At 70.1% G+C, this 14372-nt stretch carries 14 protein-coding genes; 4 read left to right on the top strand and 10 right to left on the bottom strand.

Translation table 11 applies throughout. From position 1 onward, the window contains the following. The 3 genes from WC555_RS14190 to nadA all read right to left on the bottom strand — a co-directional run. On the bottom strand, positions 1 to 1211 hold a 1211-nt coding region (locus WC555_RS14190; protein WP_373254570.1), incomplete at its 3' end, for an L-aspartate oxidase. Then, the gene (locus tag WC555_RS14185; protein WP_373254569.1) at positions 1208 to 2053 is read right to left on the bottom strand and encodes a metalloprotease; all 846 of its coding nucleotides are present in this window, start codon (positions 2051 to 2053) and stop codon (positions 1208 to 1210) included. The genes WC555_RS14190 and WC555_RS14185, both read right to left, overlap by 4 nt. A 109-nt stretch (positions 2054 to 2162) precedes the next feature. Beyond that, positions 2163 to 3242, bottom strand: a complete 1080-nt coding sequence (nadA, locus tag WC555_RS14180) for a quinolinate synthase NadA (protein WP_373254568.1) — start codon at positions 3240 to 3242, stop codon at positions 2163 to 2165. A gap of 158 nt (positions 3243 to 3400) precedes the next feature. Between nadA and WC555_RS14175 the strand changes: the two genes are divergently transcribed. Next, the gene (locus tag WC555_RS14175; RefSeq protein ID WP_373254566.1) at positions 3401 to 4069 is read left to right on the top strand and encodes a hypothetical protein; all 669 of its coding nucleotides are present in this window, start codon (positions 3401 to 3403) and stop codon (positions 4067 to 4069) included. Here the strand turns inward: WC555_RS14175 and WC555_RS14170 are convergent. From WC555_RS14170 to WC555_RS14145, 6 genes are all read right to left on the bottom strand, one after another. After that, the gene (locus tag WC555_RS14170) at positions 4066 to 4599 is read right to left on the bottom strand and encodes a methylated-DNA--[protein]-cysteine S-methyltransferase (protein ID WP_373254564.1); all 534 of its coding nucleotides are present in this window, start codon (positions 4597 to 4599) and stop codon (positions 4066 to 4068) included. The genes WC555_RS14175 and WC555_RS14170 overlap by 4 nt on opposite strands. Then, the gene (locus WC555_RS14165) at positions 4580 to 5683 is read right to left on the bottom strand and encodes a bifunctional transcriptional activator/DNA repair enzyme AdaA (protein ID WP_373254563.1); all 1104 of its coding nucleotides are present in this window, start codon (positions 5681 to 5683) and stop codon (positions 4580 to 4582) included. Before WC555_RS14165 ends, WC555_RS14170 begins: the two co-directional genes overlap by 20 nt. 58 nt (positions 5684 to 5741) lie before the next feature. Continuing rightward, a complete protein-coding gene (locus tag WC555_RS14160) occupies positions 5742 to 6842 on the bottom strand; it encodes a hypothetical protein (RefSeq protein ID WP_373254561.1) in 1101 nt (366 codons plus the stop codon). A gap of 23 nt (positions 6843 to 6865) precedes the next feature. Next, positions 6866 to 7195 (bottom strand): PadR family transcriptional regulator, encoded by a 330-nt coding sequence (locus WC555_RS14155; RefSeq protein ID WP_055829658.1) that lies wholly within the window; start codon positions 7193 to 7195, stop codon positions 6866 to 6868. Positions 7196 to 7284: 89 nt separating this feature from the next. Next, positions 7285 to 7980: an SDR family NAD(P)-dependent oxidoreductase gene (locus tag WC555_RS14150; protein WP_373254560.1), complete on the bottom strand. Its 696-nt coding sequence runs from the start codon at positions 7978 to 7980 to the stop codon at positions 7285 to 7287. Positions 7981 to 8113: 133 nt separating this feature from the next. Continuing rightward, positions 8114 to 8974 carry a Ku protein gene (locus tag WC555_RS14145; RefSeq protein WP_373254558.1) on the bottom strand — a complete coding sequence of 287 codons (861 nt, stop codon included), beginning with the start codon at positions 8972 to 8974 and terminating at the stop codon, positions 8114 to 8116. Between the two features lie 275 nt (positions 8975 to 9249). On the opposite strand from WC555_RS14145, the gene WC555_RS14140 reads away from it, so the two are divergent. The 3 genes from WC555_RS14140 to upp are packed head-to-tail and all read left to right on the top strand — an operon-like array spanning position 9250 to position 12384. Continuing rightward, positions 9250 to 10503: a GTP cyclohydrolase II gene (locus WC555_RS14140; RefSeq protein WP_373254557.1), complete on the top strand. Its 1254-nt coding sequence runs from the start codon at positions 9250 to 9252 to the stop codon at positions 10501 to 10503. Then, complete coding sequence (locus WC555_RS14135; protein WP_373254556.1) at positions 10490 to 11731, top strand: URC4/urg3 family protein; 1242 nt, start codon at positions 10490 to 10492, stop codon at positions 11729 to 11731. The genes WC555_RS14140 and WC555_RS14135 overlap by 14 nt, the downstream gene beginning before the upstream one ends. 23 nt (positions 11732 to 11754) lie before the next feature. Beyond that, a complete protein-coding gene (upp, locus tag WC555_RS14130; protein WP_373254573.1) occupies positions 11755 to 12384 on the top strand; it encodes a uracil phosphoribosyltransferase in 630 nt (209 codons plus the stop codon). 1 nt (position 12385) lies between these two features. On the opposite strand, the gene WC555_RS14125 is transcribed toward upp, so the two are convergent. After that, positions 12386 to 14155 carry an ATP-binding protein gene (locus WC555_RS14125; protein ID WP_373254554.1) on the bottom strand — a complete coding sequence of 590 codons (1770 nt, stop codon included), beginning with the start codon at positions 14153 to 14155 and terminating at the stop codon, positions 12386 to 12388. Positions 14156 to 14372: the final 217 nt, after the last annotated feature.

Genomic DNA, 14372 nt, shown 5'->3' with positions numbered 1-14372 from the left:
GCAGGCACGGGCTCGCCCCCGCCGCCGCGTTCCGCCGCCGCCGCCCGGCCGGTGCGCCGCCCGAAGGCCGCCGCTTCCAGCAGGGAGTTGGACGCCAGCCGGTTGGCCCCATGCACGCCGGTCGCCGCGCATTCGCCGACCGCGAACAGGCCGGGCAGCGTTGTGCGGCCGTCCGGCCCGGCGGCGATCCCGCCCATATGATAGTGGGCCGCCGCCGCCACCGGAATCGGCGTCTCGCGCGGGTCCAGCCCGGCCCGCATGCAGGCGGTGAAGACGGCGGGGAAGGCCTCGGGGAATTCGTGACCGATGGCCGCCCGGGCGTCGAGGAAGGCGCCGCGTCCCTCCGCGCATGCGGCGTGGACGGCCCGGGCCACGATGTCGCGCGGCTGCAGGTCAGCGTCCGCCGCCGGACCCAGCAGGAAGCGGCCGTCGCGGTCGATCAGCCGCGCGCCCTCGCCGCGCAGGGCCTCGGTCGCCAGCGGCATGGGGTCCAGCCCCACGTCGATGGCCGTCGGATGGAACTGCACGAACTCGGGATCGAGAATCTCCGCCCCCGCCGTCCAGGCCAGGGCCATGCCCTCGCCCAGCAGGGCCGCGGGGGTGGTGGTCTGCGCATAGAGCCCGCCCGCACCGCCGGTGGCCAGCACCACGGCCGGGGCCATGACCTCGATCGTCCGGCCGCCGCCGCGTTCGATCAGCGCTCCGCACACGCGGCCGCTCGCGTCCTGCATCAGGCCGCGCAGGCGCGCATCCTCCCACACCTCGATATGCGGCGCGGCGCGCACCGCCGTCACCAGCGCCGACAGGATCGCCCGCCCCGCCCCGTCGCCGCCGACGCGGGCGACCCGGGCCTGGGAGTGGGCGGCTTCCAGGCTGACGGCGAAGCCGCCGTCGGCCTCGCGGTCGAACGGCGCGCCCAGGGCCGCCAGCCATTCCACCGTCGCCCGCCCGTCGCCGGTCAGGGCGCGCGTCGCCTCGACCTCGACCAGACCGGCGCCCGCCGCCGCCGTATCGGCCGCGTGCAGGGCCGGGGCGTCGTCCGCCGACAGGGCCGCCGCCACGCCGCCCTGGGCCCAGGCCGAGGAACAGGCTTCCAGCAGGGGGGCGGGCGTGACCAGCAGCACCTTGCGCGGCGCGGCCTCCAGCGCGGCCGACAGCCCCGCCAGTCCGCCGCCGATGATCAGCGGCCCGTCATGCCGGATGCGGCTCAACGGCCGAACTCGAAATAGCCCGCGCCTATGGCCAGCGCCTCCGGCAGAGATCCGGCGATCGGCATCAGTCCGGCCAGCGCCACGCCGGCGCAGCCCGCGGCCACCGCCAGGAACAGACCGACGCTGCGACCGGCCTCGGGCCAGGTCAGCCGGCGCCCGTCGGGACGCCAGACGCCGCGCCGCAAATGGCCGATCAGGGCCAGGGCGAGGAAGACGGCGAAGATGTAGCTGCCGTTGGTCACGCCCCAGATGACGACGATCAGGCCGATGGCGGCGATCACGGCCTTCTCGACCATGGGATGGATCAGGGCCAGCACGGGCCCCAGCGCCTTGGAGCCGTCCAGCGGCGGCGCCGGGGCCAGGTTCACCAGATTGATCAGGGCGATGATGAACACACCCTGCAGCCACATCCCCTGTCCGGTCGCGATGTACAGGCCGAAGAAGGGAATAGCGGCCAGCAGGCCGAACGCCGGCCCCGCCAGCGACACCAGCACGCCGTGCCATTCGCTGGCCGGCAGGCGCTGGCTCTTCGCCACGCCGCCGAGGAACGGGATGATGTAGATTTTCGCGGGGCCCATGCCGAGCGCGTTCATCGCCAGCACATGGCCGTATTCGTGCACCAGCAGGCCCCAGATCGCCGCCACGGCGATGACCCAGCTGCCCGAGACCCACCAGATGAAGCCGCCCAGAAGCAGGGTGGACACTACCGCCCAGACCGGATGCTGGCCCTTGTCCAGCGGCGGTTCGCCCGCCTGCGGTCGCGCGATTTCCCGCTCGACCGGCGCGGCCGGCGGCAGGTTTTCCCAGGGACCGGGGCGGCGGGGTTGATCTGTGTCTGTCATCGCGCAGACGTGGCCTTCTCCGGCCTCAGCCACAAGGCCAGCAGGGCGAGAAGCCGCAGGCTCCTGGGGTCGACATGGGCGACGATCCGCACGGGGGCGACGTAATGCATCAGATCAGCTCCACCGCGACGTGGTGTTTGGCCTTGAACAGGTCGTAGCGGGCGGGGACCGCCGGCGGCGGCAGGTCGATCATCCGCTGCACCGCCAGCCGGGCGCGCTCGGCCATCTCGTCCGGCACCGTCACCTCGAACTGCATGTGCAGCAGGCAGTCGCGAATGTTCTCCAGCGTGATCCGCTTCATATAGGGGCACATGTTGCACGGGCCGACGAAGCTGACCTCGGGCACGTCGCCCTGGATGTTGGCCGCCATCGAGCATTCGGTGAGCAGCACCACCTGTTTCGGCTTCCGGCTGGTGATGTAGTCGGTCATGGCCGCGGTCGAGCCGGCGAAATCGGCCGCCGACAGAACCTCCTCCGGGCATTCGGGGTGGGCCAGGATTTCCGCGCCCGGATAGGCCTCGCGCATCTCGGCGATGTCCGAGGCGGTGAATCGCTCATGCACGATGCAGCGACCCTTCCAGGCGATGATGCCGATGTTGGTCTGGGCCGCGACGTTGCGCGCCAGGAACTCGTCCGGGATCAGGATCACCCGGTCGACGCCCCACTCCTTCGCCGCCCATTCCACCACCTGCACGGCGTTGGCGCTGGTGCAGCAGATGTCGGTCTCGGCCTTCACGTCGGCCGTGGTGTTCACATAGGTCACCACCGGCAGGCCCGGATAGCGCTGCTTGATCAGCCGCACGTCCGCCCCCGTGATCGCCTCGGCCAGCGAACAGCCGGCCTTCAGGTCGGGGATCAGCACGGTCTTTTCGGGCGACAGGATCTTCGAGGTCTCGGCCATGAAATGCACGCCGGCCTGGACGATCACCTTCGCCGGGGACCGGGCCGCCTCCTTGGCCAGACCCAGGCTGTCGCCGACATAGTCGCCGACGCCGTGGAAGATTTCCGGCGTCATGTAATTGTGGGCCAGGATGACGGCGTCGCGCGTCTTCTTCAGCGCATTGATCTCGCTGATCAGGGCGGCCTGCGCCGGCCACTCCATCGGGGTGACGTGATCCTTGACCTTGGCCCAGACCGGCGCGGTCTCCCGCTCCAGTTCCTTCGACAAGCCAAACATGCCGTCCGCCATCACTCATATCCTCCACTTATGCTCAAAGTTAGCATAAGTCGCGATGAATGTAGGACGCTGGCCGGAAAACGCAAGCCGGATGGCCGATCCCGTCGATTATGGGAAACACGATCTTAACCGGAACAGACTGCAAGAGGATGGACTCACCGGAGAATCCCATGCGCCTGATCCCCCTCGCGGCCGCCGCCCTGTTTCTGTCCGCCGGCTCGGCGATGGCGCAATCGTCCGAACCGGGCGTCGCCGTCGGGGCGACGGCGGGAACCACCGGTCTCGGTGTGGAGGTTCAGGTCAAGGTCGGGCCGATCTTCACCCTGCGGGGGTCGCTGGATCGCCTGACCCACAGCGCCGACGAAAGCTATGACGGGATCGACTACAACGCCGACCTGGCCTTCGACACCGTCGGCGGCTTCATCGACATGCATCCGATGGCCAACGGCCTGCTGATTTCGGGCGGCGCCTATATGGGGGACCGCGACATCGACCTGGCCGCCACCCCGACCGGGCCGGTCGAGATCGGGGGCCAGACCTATACGCCCTCGCAGGTCGGAACCCTGAACGGCGCGGTCAAGCTGCGCGACGTCGCCCCCTTCGTCGGCATCGGCTGGGACGACACCTTCTACCGCCGCGGCCGCTGGGGCTTCCGCGCCGTCGCCGGCGTCGCCTGGAGCGACAAGCCCGAGGTCGCCCTGACCTCGACCGGCGGCAGCCTGTCCAACGATCCGACCTTCCAGGCCCGCCTGCGGGCCGAGTCCGAACAGATCACCGAGGACACCGAAGGCTACGGCCTGTTCCCGGTCGTCCAGGTGGGATTGAACTACAAATTCTAGGCGACGGTGCGGGCGCTCGCGCGCTCATGCTCCAGCAGCCAGCGCTTGCGCTCGATGCCGCCGGCATAGCCCGTCAGGGTCCCATTGGCGCCGATCACCCGGTGACAGGGCACGATCACCGCGATCGGGTTCTGGCCATTGGCCGACCCCGCCGCCCGCACCGCCTTCGGCGAGCCGATCGCCGCCGCCAGCTGGCCGTAGGTCCGGGTCTCGCCATGCGGAATGGCGCGCAGGGCCGCCCAGACCGAGCGCTGGAACTCCGTGCCGTTTGTGCGGATCCGCAAGCCGTCCAGCGCGGCGACGTCGCCCTTGAAATACGCCTCGACCGCCGTCCGCACCGCTGACGGCGCACGGCCCTCGACCAGCGCCGCCCCGGGCCAATGCCGAGCCAGCAACCGCGTCATCCGCGCCTCGTAGCCGGCGAAGTCCAGCGCCCGCACGGCGCCCTCTGCGTCGGTGACCAGCAGCACCTCGCCCGTCGGGGTGGGGACCCGGTCCAGGGTCAGGGTCTCAGGCTGCGCGCTTGGCATCGTCTCTCTCCATCCGTTGGGCGCCGCTGATCCCCGCCAGCGCGAGATGCAGCGCCCCATAGGCCCGCCACGGCCGCCAGGCTTCGGCCCGCGCGGCGAGGGTTTCATCCTTCAGCCGGTCGCTCGGCGCCTCGAGATCCTCATCGATCCAAGAACCCGGCAGCCGCAGCCCCGGCCGCGCCTCGACCAGCGGCTTCAGCACCGGATCGGCCGACAGGTCGCGGGCGATGGCGTCCGGATCGGCCGACAGGTCGAACACCCGCCGCACCCGCGCCAGCACCCCCGGCAGGACTTTCAGATCGGTCGCCTCGATACAGATCGAAACCTTGCCCGCTTCGCCCGGTTCGACCGAGACCGAGCCCCCGGCCCCGTCGACATCGGCCGTCAGCCGCCGCGACCAGCGCCGCCCCTCCACCGGATCGCCGCGCGCGGTCAGGGCCGCGAACATCGCCGCCCAGTCATAGGGGGGGCGGTACGACAGGCTCAGCCGGACCCCGCCCTCATGCACCCGCTCGCCGCGCCGGCGCAGGGCCGAGGGCGGGCGTTCGTACAGGGCCTGAAACGTCTCGTTGAAGCGCCGCACGCTGCCGAAGCCCGAGGCCAGCGCCACCTGGGCCATGCTCAGATCGGTCTGGTGGATCAGCGCCTTGGCCAGCAGCACCCGCCGGGTCTGGGCCACGCTGACCGGCGCCGCGCCCAGATGCTGACGGAACAGCCGCCGCAGGTGCCGCTCGCCGACCCCCAGCCGCGCCGCCAGTCCGTCGACGTCGCCCTCGTCCAGCGCGCCGGCCTCGATCAGGGCCAGGGCCCGGCTGACCGTGTTCGACGTCCCTCGCCACGCGCCCATGTCAGGCGCTGTCTCGGGCCGGCAGCGCAGACAGGCGCGGAAGCCCGCCTCCTCCGCCGCCGCCGCCGTGAGCACGAAAACCATGTTCTCCCGCTTCGGCGTCCGCGCTGGACACACCGGCCGGCAGTAGATGCCCGTGGTCTTGACGCAGCCGAAGAACCGGCCGTCGAACCGCGCGTCCCGCGTCAGCACCGCGCGGTAACAGGCCTCCTGATCGAGTTCGTCGGCGTTTTCCATGGCCGCAGAATGGGCCCGACGCCGCGCGATGTCTCGCGGTTTTCGGACACTGCAGGACTCACCCCCGCGCCATCCGCCACAGGTTGGCGAAGACGCTGAAGACCAGGCTGATCGCCGAGATGGCCAGGGCCCAGACCATCACCACCGACAGGGTGTCGGCCACCCCGACCAGGTCCCGCGCCCCGTCGCCCAGCGTTCTCAAGGCCTCGACATCCAGCGTGATCCCGTTTCCGGCGACGCGGGCGGTCTCGCCGTCGCGCCCGGTCAGGGTGAACCAGTGACCCGCCTGGTAGATCGCCCACGTCAGCCACAGGCCTCCGACCGCGATCCCCAGCCGCGCCACGGCGCGCAGCCGGACCGCATGGGGGCGAACGAGGCTGTTCAGGTCGACGGACATCTGGATCAGGGCGTAGATCAGGATCGGCGCGAACAGGATCGACCAGATCGGCGCGGGCGTCACCGTCGCCTCCGCGCCCAGCAGCCGGACATGCGTCAGGCCGGGGAAGTGCAGCAGCCCTACCCACCACAGCGAGAACATCCCCAGGACGATGAAGGAGAAGGCGTATTCCGCGCCGGGCCAGGCCTTGGCGGGCCGGAGCCTCCACGTGCGCCTCGCCGTCTGCGCGCCCGCCACCGACGCGCCCCAGGCGGCCGGATCCGACAGGCCGAAGGCGCTGAGGTCCTTCACCCGCCACTGCGTCAGCCATTTCGGCCGGATGTCATAGTGTTCGAAGATCGCCGCCGCCAGGGTGGCCGCGCCGATCAGGGTCAGGCCCGAACCGAAGAAGCCGTGGAAGGCCTGGGCGATCGCCCGTCCGCTGTCCTCCGGCCCGCTGATCAGGTGGATGAACAGGCCGATCGCCTGCACCGCGAGCAGCACCAGCAGCCCCGCCTTGACCCCGAACAGCCAGTAGGGAAACAGCTCGGGCCCCACCAGCGAGTCCGGCCCCTTGCGGTAGCGCGCCGCCACGACCAGCGGATGGCCGATCTCGCGCAGGATCGCCTCCTGCTCGTCCTCGGTCAGCGGCCGGCCCAGCTCCTCTTCCTTCGCCTCGAACCGGCTCAGGATCAGGTCGCGCAGTTCGGCGACGATGTCGGCCCGTTCGTCCTGCGGCAGCTGCGCGGCGACGGCGTTCAGATAGCGGTCGATCATATCCATGGCTTTTCCCCTTCAGCCCGATCTCAGAGAATCTTGTCGAGCGAGGCGTTGATCCCCCGCCACTCGTCGGTCAGGGCGGCCAGCATCGAAACGCCGCCCGGCGACAGGACGTAGAAGCGCTTCTTCCGCTTCTCCTCCTCGCGCCATTCGCTGTTCAGCAGGCCCTGGCTCTCCAGCCGGCGCAGCAGCGGATAAAGGGTCGATTCCTCCATCTCCAGCCCGTCGGCGGCCAGGGCCTGACGCAGGGTGTAGCCGTACCGCTCGGTCCTGAGGCAGGCGAGCACCGCCAGCACCAGCGACCCGCGCCGCAGCTCCAGCCGCATGGATTCATAAAGGTCCGGATCGAGGCTCATGCCGCTTCCCTACGTCTCACATAGTGTGTGACGCACAGTGTATGCCGCATACTGTGTGAGGGAGTCAAGCACCGGCGATCACCGGTCGGTCATTCGGGAATGCGCGCGCCGTCCCAGGCGAAGACGCCGCCGCTGTCTGCGGGCGTCAGGCCGTCGATCACAGCCAGCAGCCGCTCCGCCGAATGGTCGGCGGTGAACAGCCGTTCCGGCCTGACCCCGCGCTGGAACGGCTGGCTCAGGGTCGTGTCCACCGTCCCCGGATGCAGCCCCGCGACCACCGCCTGCGGATGGGTGCGCCCCAGTTCCACCGCCAGATTTCTCAGCACCATGTTCAGCGCCGCCTTGGAGGCGCGATAGCTGTGCCATCCGCCCAGCCGGTTGTCGCCGATCGACCCCACCCGCGCCGACAGGGCGGTGAACACCGCCCGCCGGTCGCGCGGCGTCAACGGCAGAAAATGCCTGGCTGTCAGCGCCGGCCCCACGGTGTTGATGCGGTAGTCGCGCAGCATGTGCTCGGCGTCCAGGGCGCGATAGCCGCGCTCGGGCTCGAACCCGTGGTGCAGCACGCCCGTGGCGACGAAGACCAGCGTCGGCGGCGGCCCCTCCGCGACCCGCGCGGCGGCCTCCGCGATCGACGCCTCGTCCTCCAGATCGAAGCCGGTCTCCGACCGCGACAGGGCGTGCACGACGGCGAACCGCCCCGACGCCCGCAGCAACCGCACCGCCGCCGCCCCGATCCCGCCCGACGCCCCGACGACCACCGCCGCCTGTTCCTGATCATCCATGGCTCACCAACGGCTTGGCGGGCCCCATGGTCAAGTCACCGGCGCGACGCCGGACATCATGCCTCAGCCTCTGCGAAGGCACACCCCAACTCCAAACATCCCCGCGAAGGCGGGGAGGCACGGATCGGGGGCGCTAGGCCGCCTTCGTTTTCGCCGCCGGCTTCTTCGCCGGAGCAGCCTTCTTCGCCGTCGGCTTTTTCACCGGCGCCTTGCCGCCCGCCGACCCCTTCAGACTGGCCCGCAGGGCCTCCATCAGGTCGATCACATTGGTGTCGTCGGGCTCGGGCGCCTCGACCAGGCCCTTGCCGCCCTTCTGCTTGGCCTTGATCATCTCCTTCAGGGCGTCGTCATAGCGGTCGGTGAATTTCGACGGATCGAAGTCCGCCTCCTTCTGGCCGATGATGCGGGTGGCGATCTCGACCATGTCCTTGTCGGGCTTCACCGCCGGGATGTCGTCGAAATAGTCCGCTGTGTCGCGCACCTCGTCATGCGGCCGCAGGCTGTAGGCCACCAGCCCCTTGCCCCGCACCTCCAGGGCGATCTGCCGCTCGCGGCCGCGCAGCACCAGACAGCCGATGGCGATCTTGCCCGCCGCCTTCATGGCGTCGCGGATGACGGCGAAGGCCTCGGCCCCGACCCCCGTCTCGGGCACCACATAGAAGGGGTCGTCCCAGTACAGGCGGTCGATGGCGTCCTCGTCGACGAACTGGTTGATGTCGATGGTCCGGGTCGACTCCAGCTTGACCTTGTCGAAGTCGGCGTCGTCGAACAGGACGTATTCGTCCTTCGACACCTCATAGCCCTTGACCAGCTCGGACCGCTCGACCGGCCCGGTGTCCGGATCGGTCGGCACCATGCGGATGCGGTTGTTGGTGTCGGGGTTGATCAGGTGGAAGCTGACGTGGCTCGCGCTCGACGTCGCCGTGTAGAGGGCGACCGGACAGGTCACCAGCGACAGCTTCAGATGTCCCTGCCAGGTGGGTCGGGCGGCCATGGTGCAGACTCCGTGTTGCGCGTCCACAACGCAGGCGGGCGCGAGGGGTTCAGCCAGCGCTCTCCCTCCCCCGCCGGGGGAGGGCGGCTGAGCCGAAGGCGAAGCCGGGTGGGGAGGGCCATCGAGCCGCTCCCACCCTGTCGTCGCTGCGCGCCGACATCTCTCCCTCGAGCGGGAGGGAGAAGCCAACATCCCCACTGGACAGAACCCGCGACCCGGTGTGTCCTGACGAGTCCGGCGCAAGAAAAACAACAAGCCGGCGCGAGTGAGGAATCATGTCCAACCGACCGAGCCACATCCGGCTCAACTCCCACCCCGGCGCAGGGACCGTCAGCCGCTTTCCGCTGAACTGGGGCGCGCCCACCGCGCAGGAGCGCGGGCCCGTCATCGGCACGGTGAACTCCGGCAGCGACCGCAACGCCATCGGCGCCCACGGCGGGGCCTATTCGGTCTATCGCGCGCTCGCGGTCTCTTCGGGCGCCATGAGCGCCAACAACCGGCCCGACCTGACCAACACCTCACCGACCACGCCCATGGGCCCCTTCCCCCAGTGGACCGACGCCTCGAAGATCGTCTCGCTCGATCCCTGGGGCGCCCGCGTCGCCGAGGACTTCGCCGACGAACTCCGCGACGGCGTCGACATCCGCCCCACCATCGCCGTCACCCGCGCCCGCCTCCAGCTCGGCGAGATCGGCGAGGCCATCGCCGCCGGCCGGCTCAAGGCCGACGGCCAGATCGTCCATGAAAGCGGCGACGTCGCCGTGACCAAGGCCGCCATCGATCCGGTCTGGTATCTGCCCGGCATCGCCGAACGTTTCGGCGTCACCGAGACCGCCCTGCGCCGCACCCTGTTCGAACAGACCGGCGGCATGTACGCCGACCTCGTCACCCGGCCGGACATCAAGGTCTTTCTGCCCCCCATCGGCGGCATCACCCTCTATATCTTCGGCGACCCGGCCGCGATCGCCGACCCGGCCCGCCGTCTGACCTGCCGCGTCCATGACGAATGCAACGGCTCCGACGTCTTCGGCTCGGACATCTGCACCTGCCGCCCCTATCTGACCCACGGCATCGAGGAATGCATCCGCGAGGCCCAGGACGGCGGCGCCGGCCTGATCGCCTATAACCGCAAGGAGGGCCGGGCCCTCGGCGAGGTCACGAAATTCCTCGTCTACAACGCCCGCAAGCGGCAGCCCGGCGGCGACCAGGCCGCCACCTATTTCGAGCGCACCGAATGCGTCGCCGGGGTCCAGGACGCCCGCTTCCAGCAGCTGATGCCCGACATCCTGCACTGGCTGGGCATTACGAAGATCGACCGCTTCGTTTCGATGTCCAACATGAAGCACGACGCCCTGACGGAATCCGGCATCGAGATCGGCGAGCGGGTGCCGATCCCCGACTACCTCGTGCCGCCCGACGCCTCGGTGGAGATGGAGGCCAAGAAGGCGGCCGGCTATTTCAGCCCCGACGCGCCGCCGTCGGCCGAGGACCTGACCCGCGTGGTGGGCCGCGACCTTGAACAGTTCTGACACACAGCAGGCGCACAGCCTGCTCACCGCCGCCGCCGTCCGCGAACGCGCCCATGAGATGCTGGCGATCGGCGTCGCCGGCGGCCTCGATCCCTGGCGCGTCGACCTCGACCGCCTGCCCGAGGTCGCGCGTTACGTCGCCGCCGTGATCCGCGACCGGTATCCGACCCTGGCCGTGCCCTTCCACGCGCGCTGGCGGCATTTCGCCGTCGACGGCGTCGACCAGTGGGGGCCGGCCGCCGGGGTCCGCGACTGGCTCGACCCGGCCTCCCGCGCCCGGGCCGAGTTCGACCTCGCCATCGTCTCCGTCCTGCTCGACGCCGGCGCCGGTCCGGACTGGTCGTACAAGGACGCGGTCACCGGCCGCATCCTGACACGGTCCGAAGGTCTGGCCATCGCCTCGCTGCGGATGTTCGAGGCCGGCGCCTTCTCCATCACCGAAGACGACCCGTGGCGCGTCGACGCGGTCGCCCTCACCTTCCTGACCGCCGCCGATCTGGCCCGGGGCTTCCAGGCCTCCAGCGACAATCCACTGGTCGGCCTGGACGGCCGCGCCGCCCTGCTGCGCCGTCTCGGCCAGGCCTGCCTCGCCCAGCCCGACCTGTTCGCCCTCGAGGACGAGCCCCGCCCCGGCGGCCTGTTCGACGCCATGGTCGACCGCGCCGACGATCAGGATCGCCTCCCCGCCCCGACCATCCTCGAGGTCCTGCTGGAGGCCCTCGGCCCGGTCTGGCGCGACCGCCTCACCCTCGGCGGCGTCGACCTGGGCGACTGCTGGACCCACCCCGCCATGAAGCGCGGTGACGCCACGGACGGACTCGTGCCGATCCACAAGCTGTCGCAATGGCTCAGCTATTCGCTGGTCGAACCGCTGCAGACTGCGGGCGTGCAGGTCACCGATCTCGACGGCCTGACCGGCCTCGCCGAGTACCGCAACGGCGGCCTGTTCATGGACCTCGGCGTGCTGACCCTGAAGGACCCCGCCGACGCCGAAAAGCCGTGGCCGGTCTCCGATCCGCTCGTGGTCGGCTGGCGCGCCATGACCGTGGCCCTGCTGGACCGGATCGCCCCCATGGTCCGCGCCGAGCTCGGCGTCACGGCCGGGGCCATGCCCCTGGCCAGCGTGCTGGAGGGCGGCACCTGGGCCGCCGGCCGCCGCGCCGCCGCCGAACGCAGACCGGGCGGCGGCCCGCCCCTGACCATCCTCTCCGACGGGACTGTGTTCTGATGCCGACCAAGCCTGCCTTCAAGATGGACGGCGTCACCGTCGTCTCCCACCCGCTGGTCGCCCACAAGCTCAGCATCATGCGGGCGAAGGACACCTCGACCGCCCGGTTCCGCCAGCTGTTGCGCGAGATCTCGACCCTGCTCTGCTACGAGGTCACCCGCGACCTGCCGCTGGAGGACTATCCGGTCGAGACTCCCGTCGGCCCGACCACCGGCCAGCGCATCGCCGGCAAGAAGCTGGTCTTCGTCCCCATCCTGCGCGCCGGCCTCGGCCTGGTGGACGGGATGCTGGAACTGGTCCCCTCGGCCCGCGTCGGCCACATCGGCCTCTATCGCGAGCCCGAGACCCTCGACGCCGTCGAATACTATTTCCGCGCGCCCGACGACGTCGCCGAGCGCCTGTGCGTGGTCATCGACCCCATGCTGGCCACCGGCAACACCGCCGTCGCCGCCCTGGAACGGCTCAAGGAGCGCGGTGTGACCAGGCTCCGCTTCGTCTGCCTCGTCGCCTCGCCCGAGGGCCTCGAACGCCTGCGCGGCTGGCACCCGGACGTGCCGATCTGGGTCGCCGCGGTTGACGAGCGGCTGAACGAGCACGGCTACATCGTGCCGGGTCTGGGCGACGCCGGCGACCGGCTGTTCGGGACGCGCTAGGTCAGACGGCCATCCGCTCGCGCGGCGCGGCCGCCGGGGTCCCGGCCGCGAAGGCGGTCATCTCGGCGATGGCGGACAGCAGCACCGCCGGCGAAATCGGCTTGGTCATGTGCATGTCCGCGCCCGCCGAACGTCCCGCCGCCACATGCTCGGCCGCGGCGTTTGCGGTCAGCATGATGATGGGCGTCCGTCGCCCGCCTGACGCAGCCTCGGCGGCGCGGATCATCGCAACGGCCGTCAAACCGTCCATCACGGGCATCTGCATGTCCATCAGGATCAGGTCGAAGGTCTGCAGGGCGTGGGCCGACACCGCCTGAAGGCCGTCCGTCACGGCGGTGACCGTCACCCCGCTGTCGGCCAGGATGATCTCCACGACCTTCAGATTGGTCGAGTGGTCGTCGGCGACCAGCAGGCTGAGCTGACGCGTCCGCGCCGCTTCCGCCACGACCTCGGCCAGGCTCGCCAAGCTCGTCTCGACCCCGGCGCTGCGGGGCAGCGGCAGGTCGAACCAGAACCGGGCGCCGACGTCCGGCGCGCTGTGGCAGTCCAGCGACCCGCCCATCATCTCCACCAGACTGCGCGAAATGGCGAGGCCCAGGCCGCTGCCGCCGAACCGGCGGGTGATCGAGCCGTCCGCCTGCTCGAACCGGTCGAACAGACGCGTCTTCATGGCCGGATCGAACCCGACCCCGGTGTCCGCGACGGTGAAGCGCAGCGCGCCATCCGCATTGACGCCCAGAGTCACGCGGACCTCGCCTTCGCCGGTGAATTTCACGGCGTTGGACAGCAGGTTGCTCAACACCTGCCGGACCCGCACGCTGTCGCCCAGATAGTGGCCCTCGGCGGCGGGGTCGATCTCGACCTCCAGCCGGATCCGCTTCTCCTCGGCCCGCATCCGGCACAGGGCCACGACGCTGCGCGTCAGGTCGCCGGCGTCGAAGGGCGCGGCCTCAAGCGTCATCTGGCCCGCCTCGACCTTGGCCAGGTCCAGGACGTCGGACAGCAGCCGTTCCAGCATCTCGCCCGAGGCGCAGATCACGCCGGCGGCTTCCTTCTCGCGGGGCGGCAGGTCGGCGCGGTGCAGCACATGGGCCATGGCCAGGACGCCGTTCAGCGGCGTGCGGATTTCGTGGCTCATATTGGCCAGGAACTCGCTCTTGGCCACGCTGGCCGCCTCGGCTTCCTGCTGCTTCTGCACCAGGGCCAGCGTCGTCCGCTGCAGCCGACGGTGGCCATGCCAGGCGTTGACGCCCGAACTGACCGCATAGGCCATCAGCAGGGCGAGCGCTGTGAACAGGCCGATCTTCTCGACCGACGCGCCGCCGACGAAGGGCAGGATTGTCAGGGCGATGACCGGCGGGAGGCCGGACACCAGCATCTGGGCCAGCGAACGGTGGCACCCTCTCACCACGTACAGCAGCACGCCGGCGATCAGGCCGACCCCGGCCGCCTTGGCGTACTCGCCCGGCGCCATCCACCACAGCGTGCCGATGGTGACCCAGGCGCATGTCGACAGCAGGGTGGCGGCCAGTCTCAGCGTCCGGAACAGGACCGGCCGGCGCCGCTGGTTCTCCCGATCGGTCGCGATCCACAGGGTCAGATCGCCCGCCACATACATGGCGGCCCAGACCATGAGCACCGAAAACGGGATGGCCGTCAGGCCTGACAGAAAGACGATCACGCCGATCGCGGCGCGGGCCCCGGCCTGACTCCGCGTTTCAGCCGCGGTGCGGTCGAAGGCCTCGTCAAACCCCAGTAAACTCTGACGCATACGTTACGCCCCCTTCAGGGAGCAGCAAGCGCCACAAGCCGTGAAGTCAACGTTAAGCTGCGATTCCCGCCTGAAACAGGCGACGCGCGAACGCCTCTAGGGTCCGTACTCAATAAGTCCTGGCTCGGCGGCAGGTGTTCTGATTCAAGGATTCTGGAAGGAGTCTTTGAATGCGGAAGCTCTATTGGCTGGACGATGAAGCGTGGGCGCGGATCGA

Origin of the sequence: Brevundimonas sp., from assembly GCF_041648615.1 — a bacterium.
In the GTDB taxonomy this organism is placed as follows: domain Bacteria; phylum Pseudomonadota; class Alphaproteobacteria; order Caulobacterales; family Caulobacteraceae; genus Brevundimonas.
Note: the sequence above shows the minus strand (reverse complement) of the source record. Positions and strands in the feature narration are given on the sequence as shown.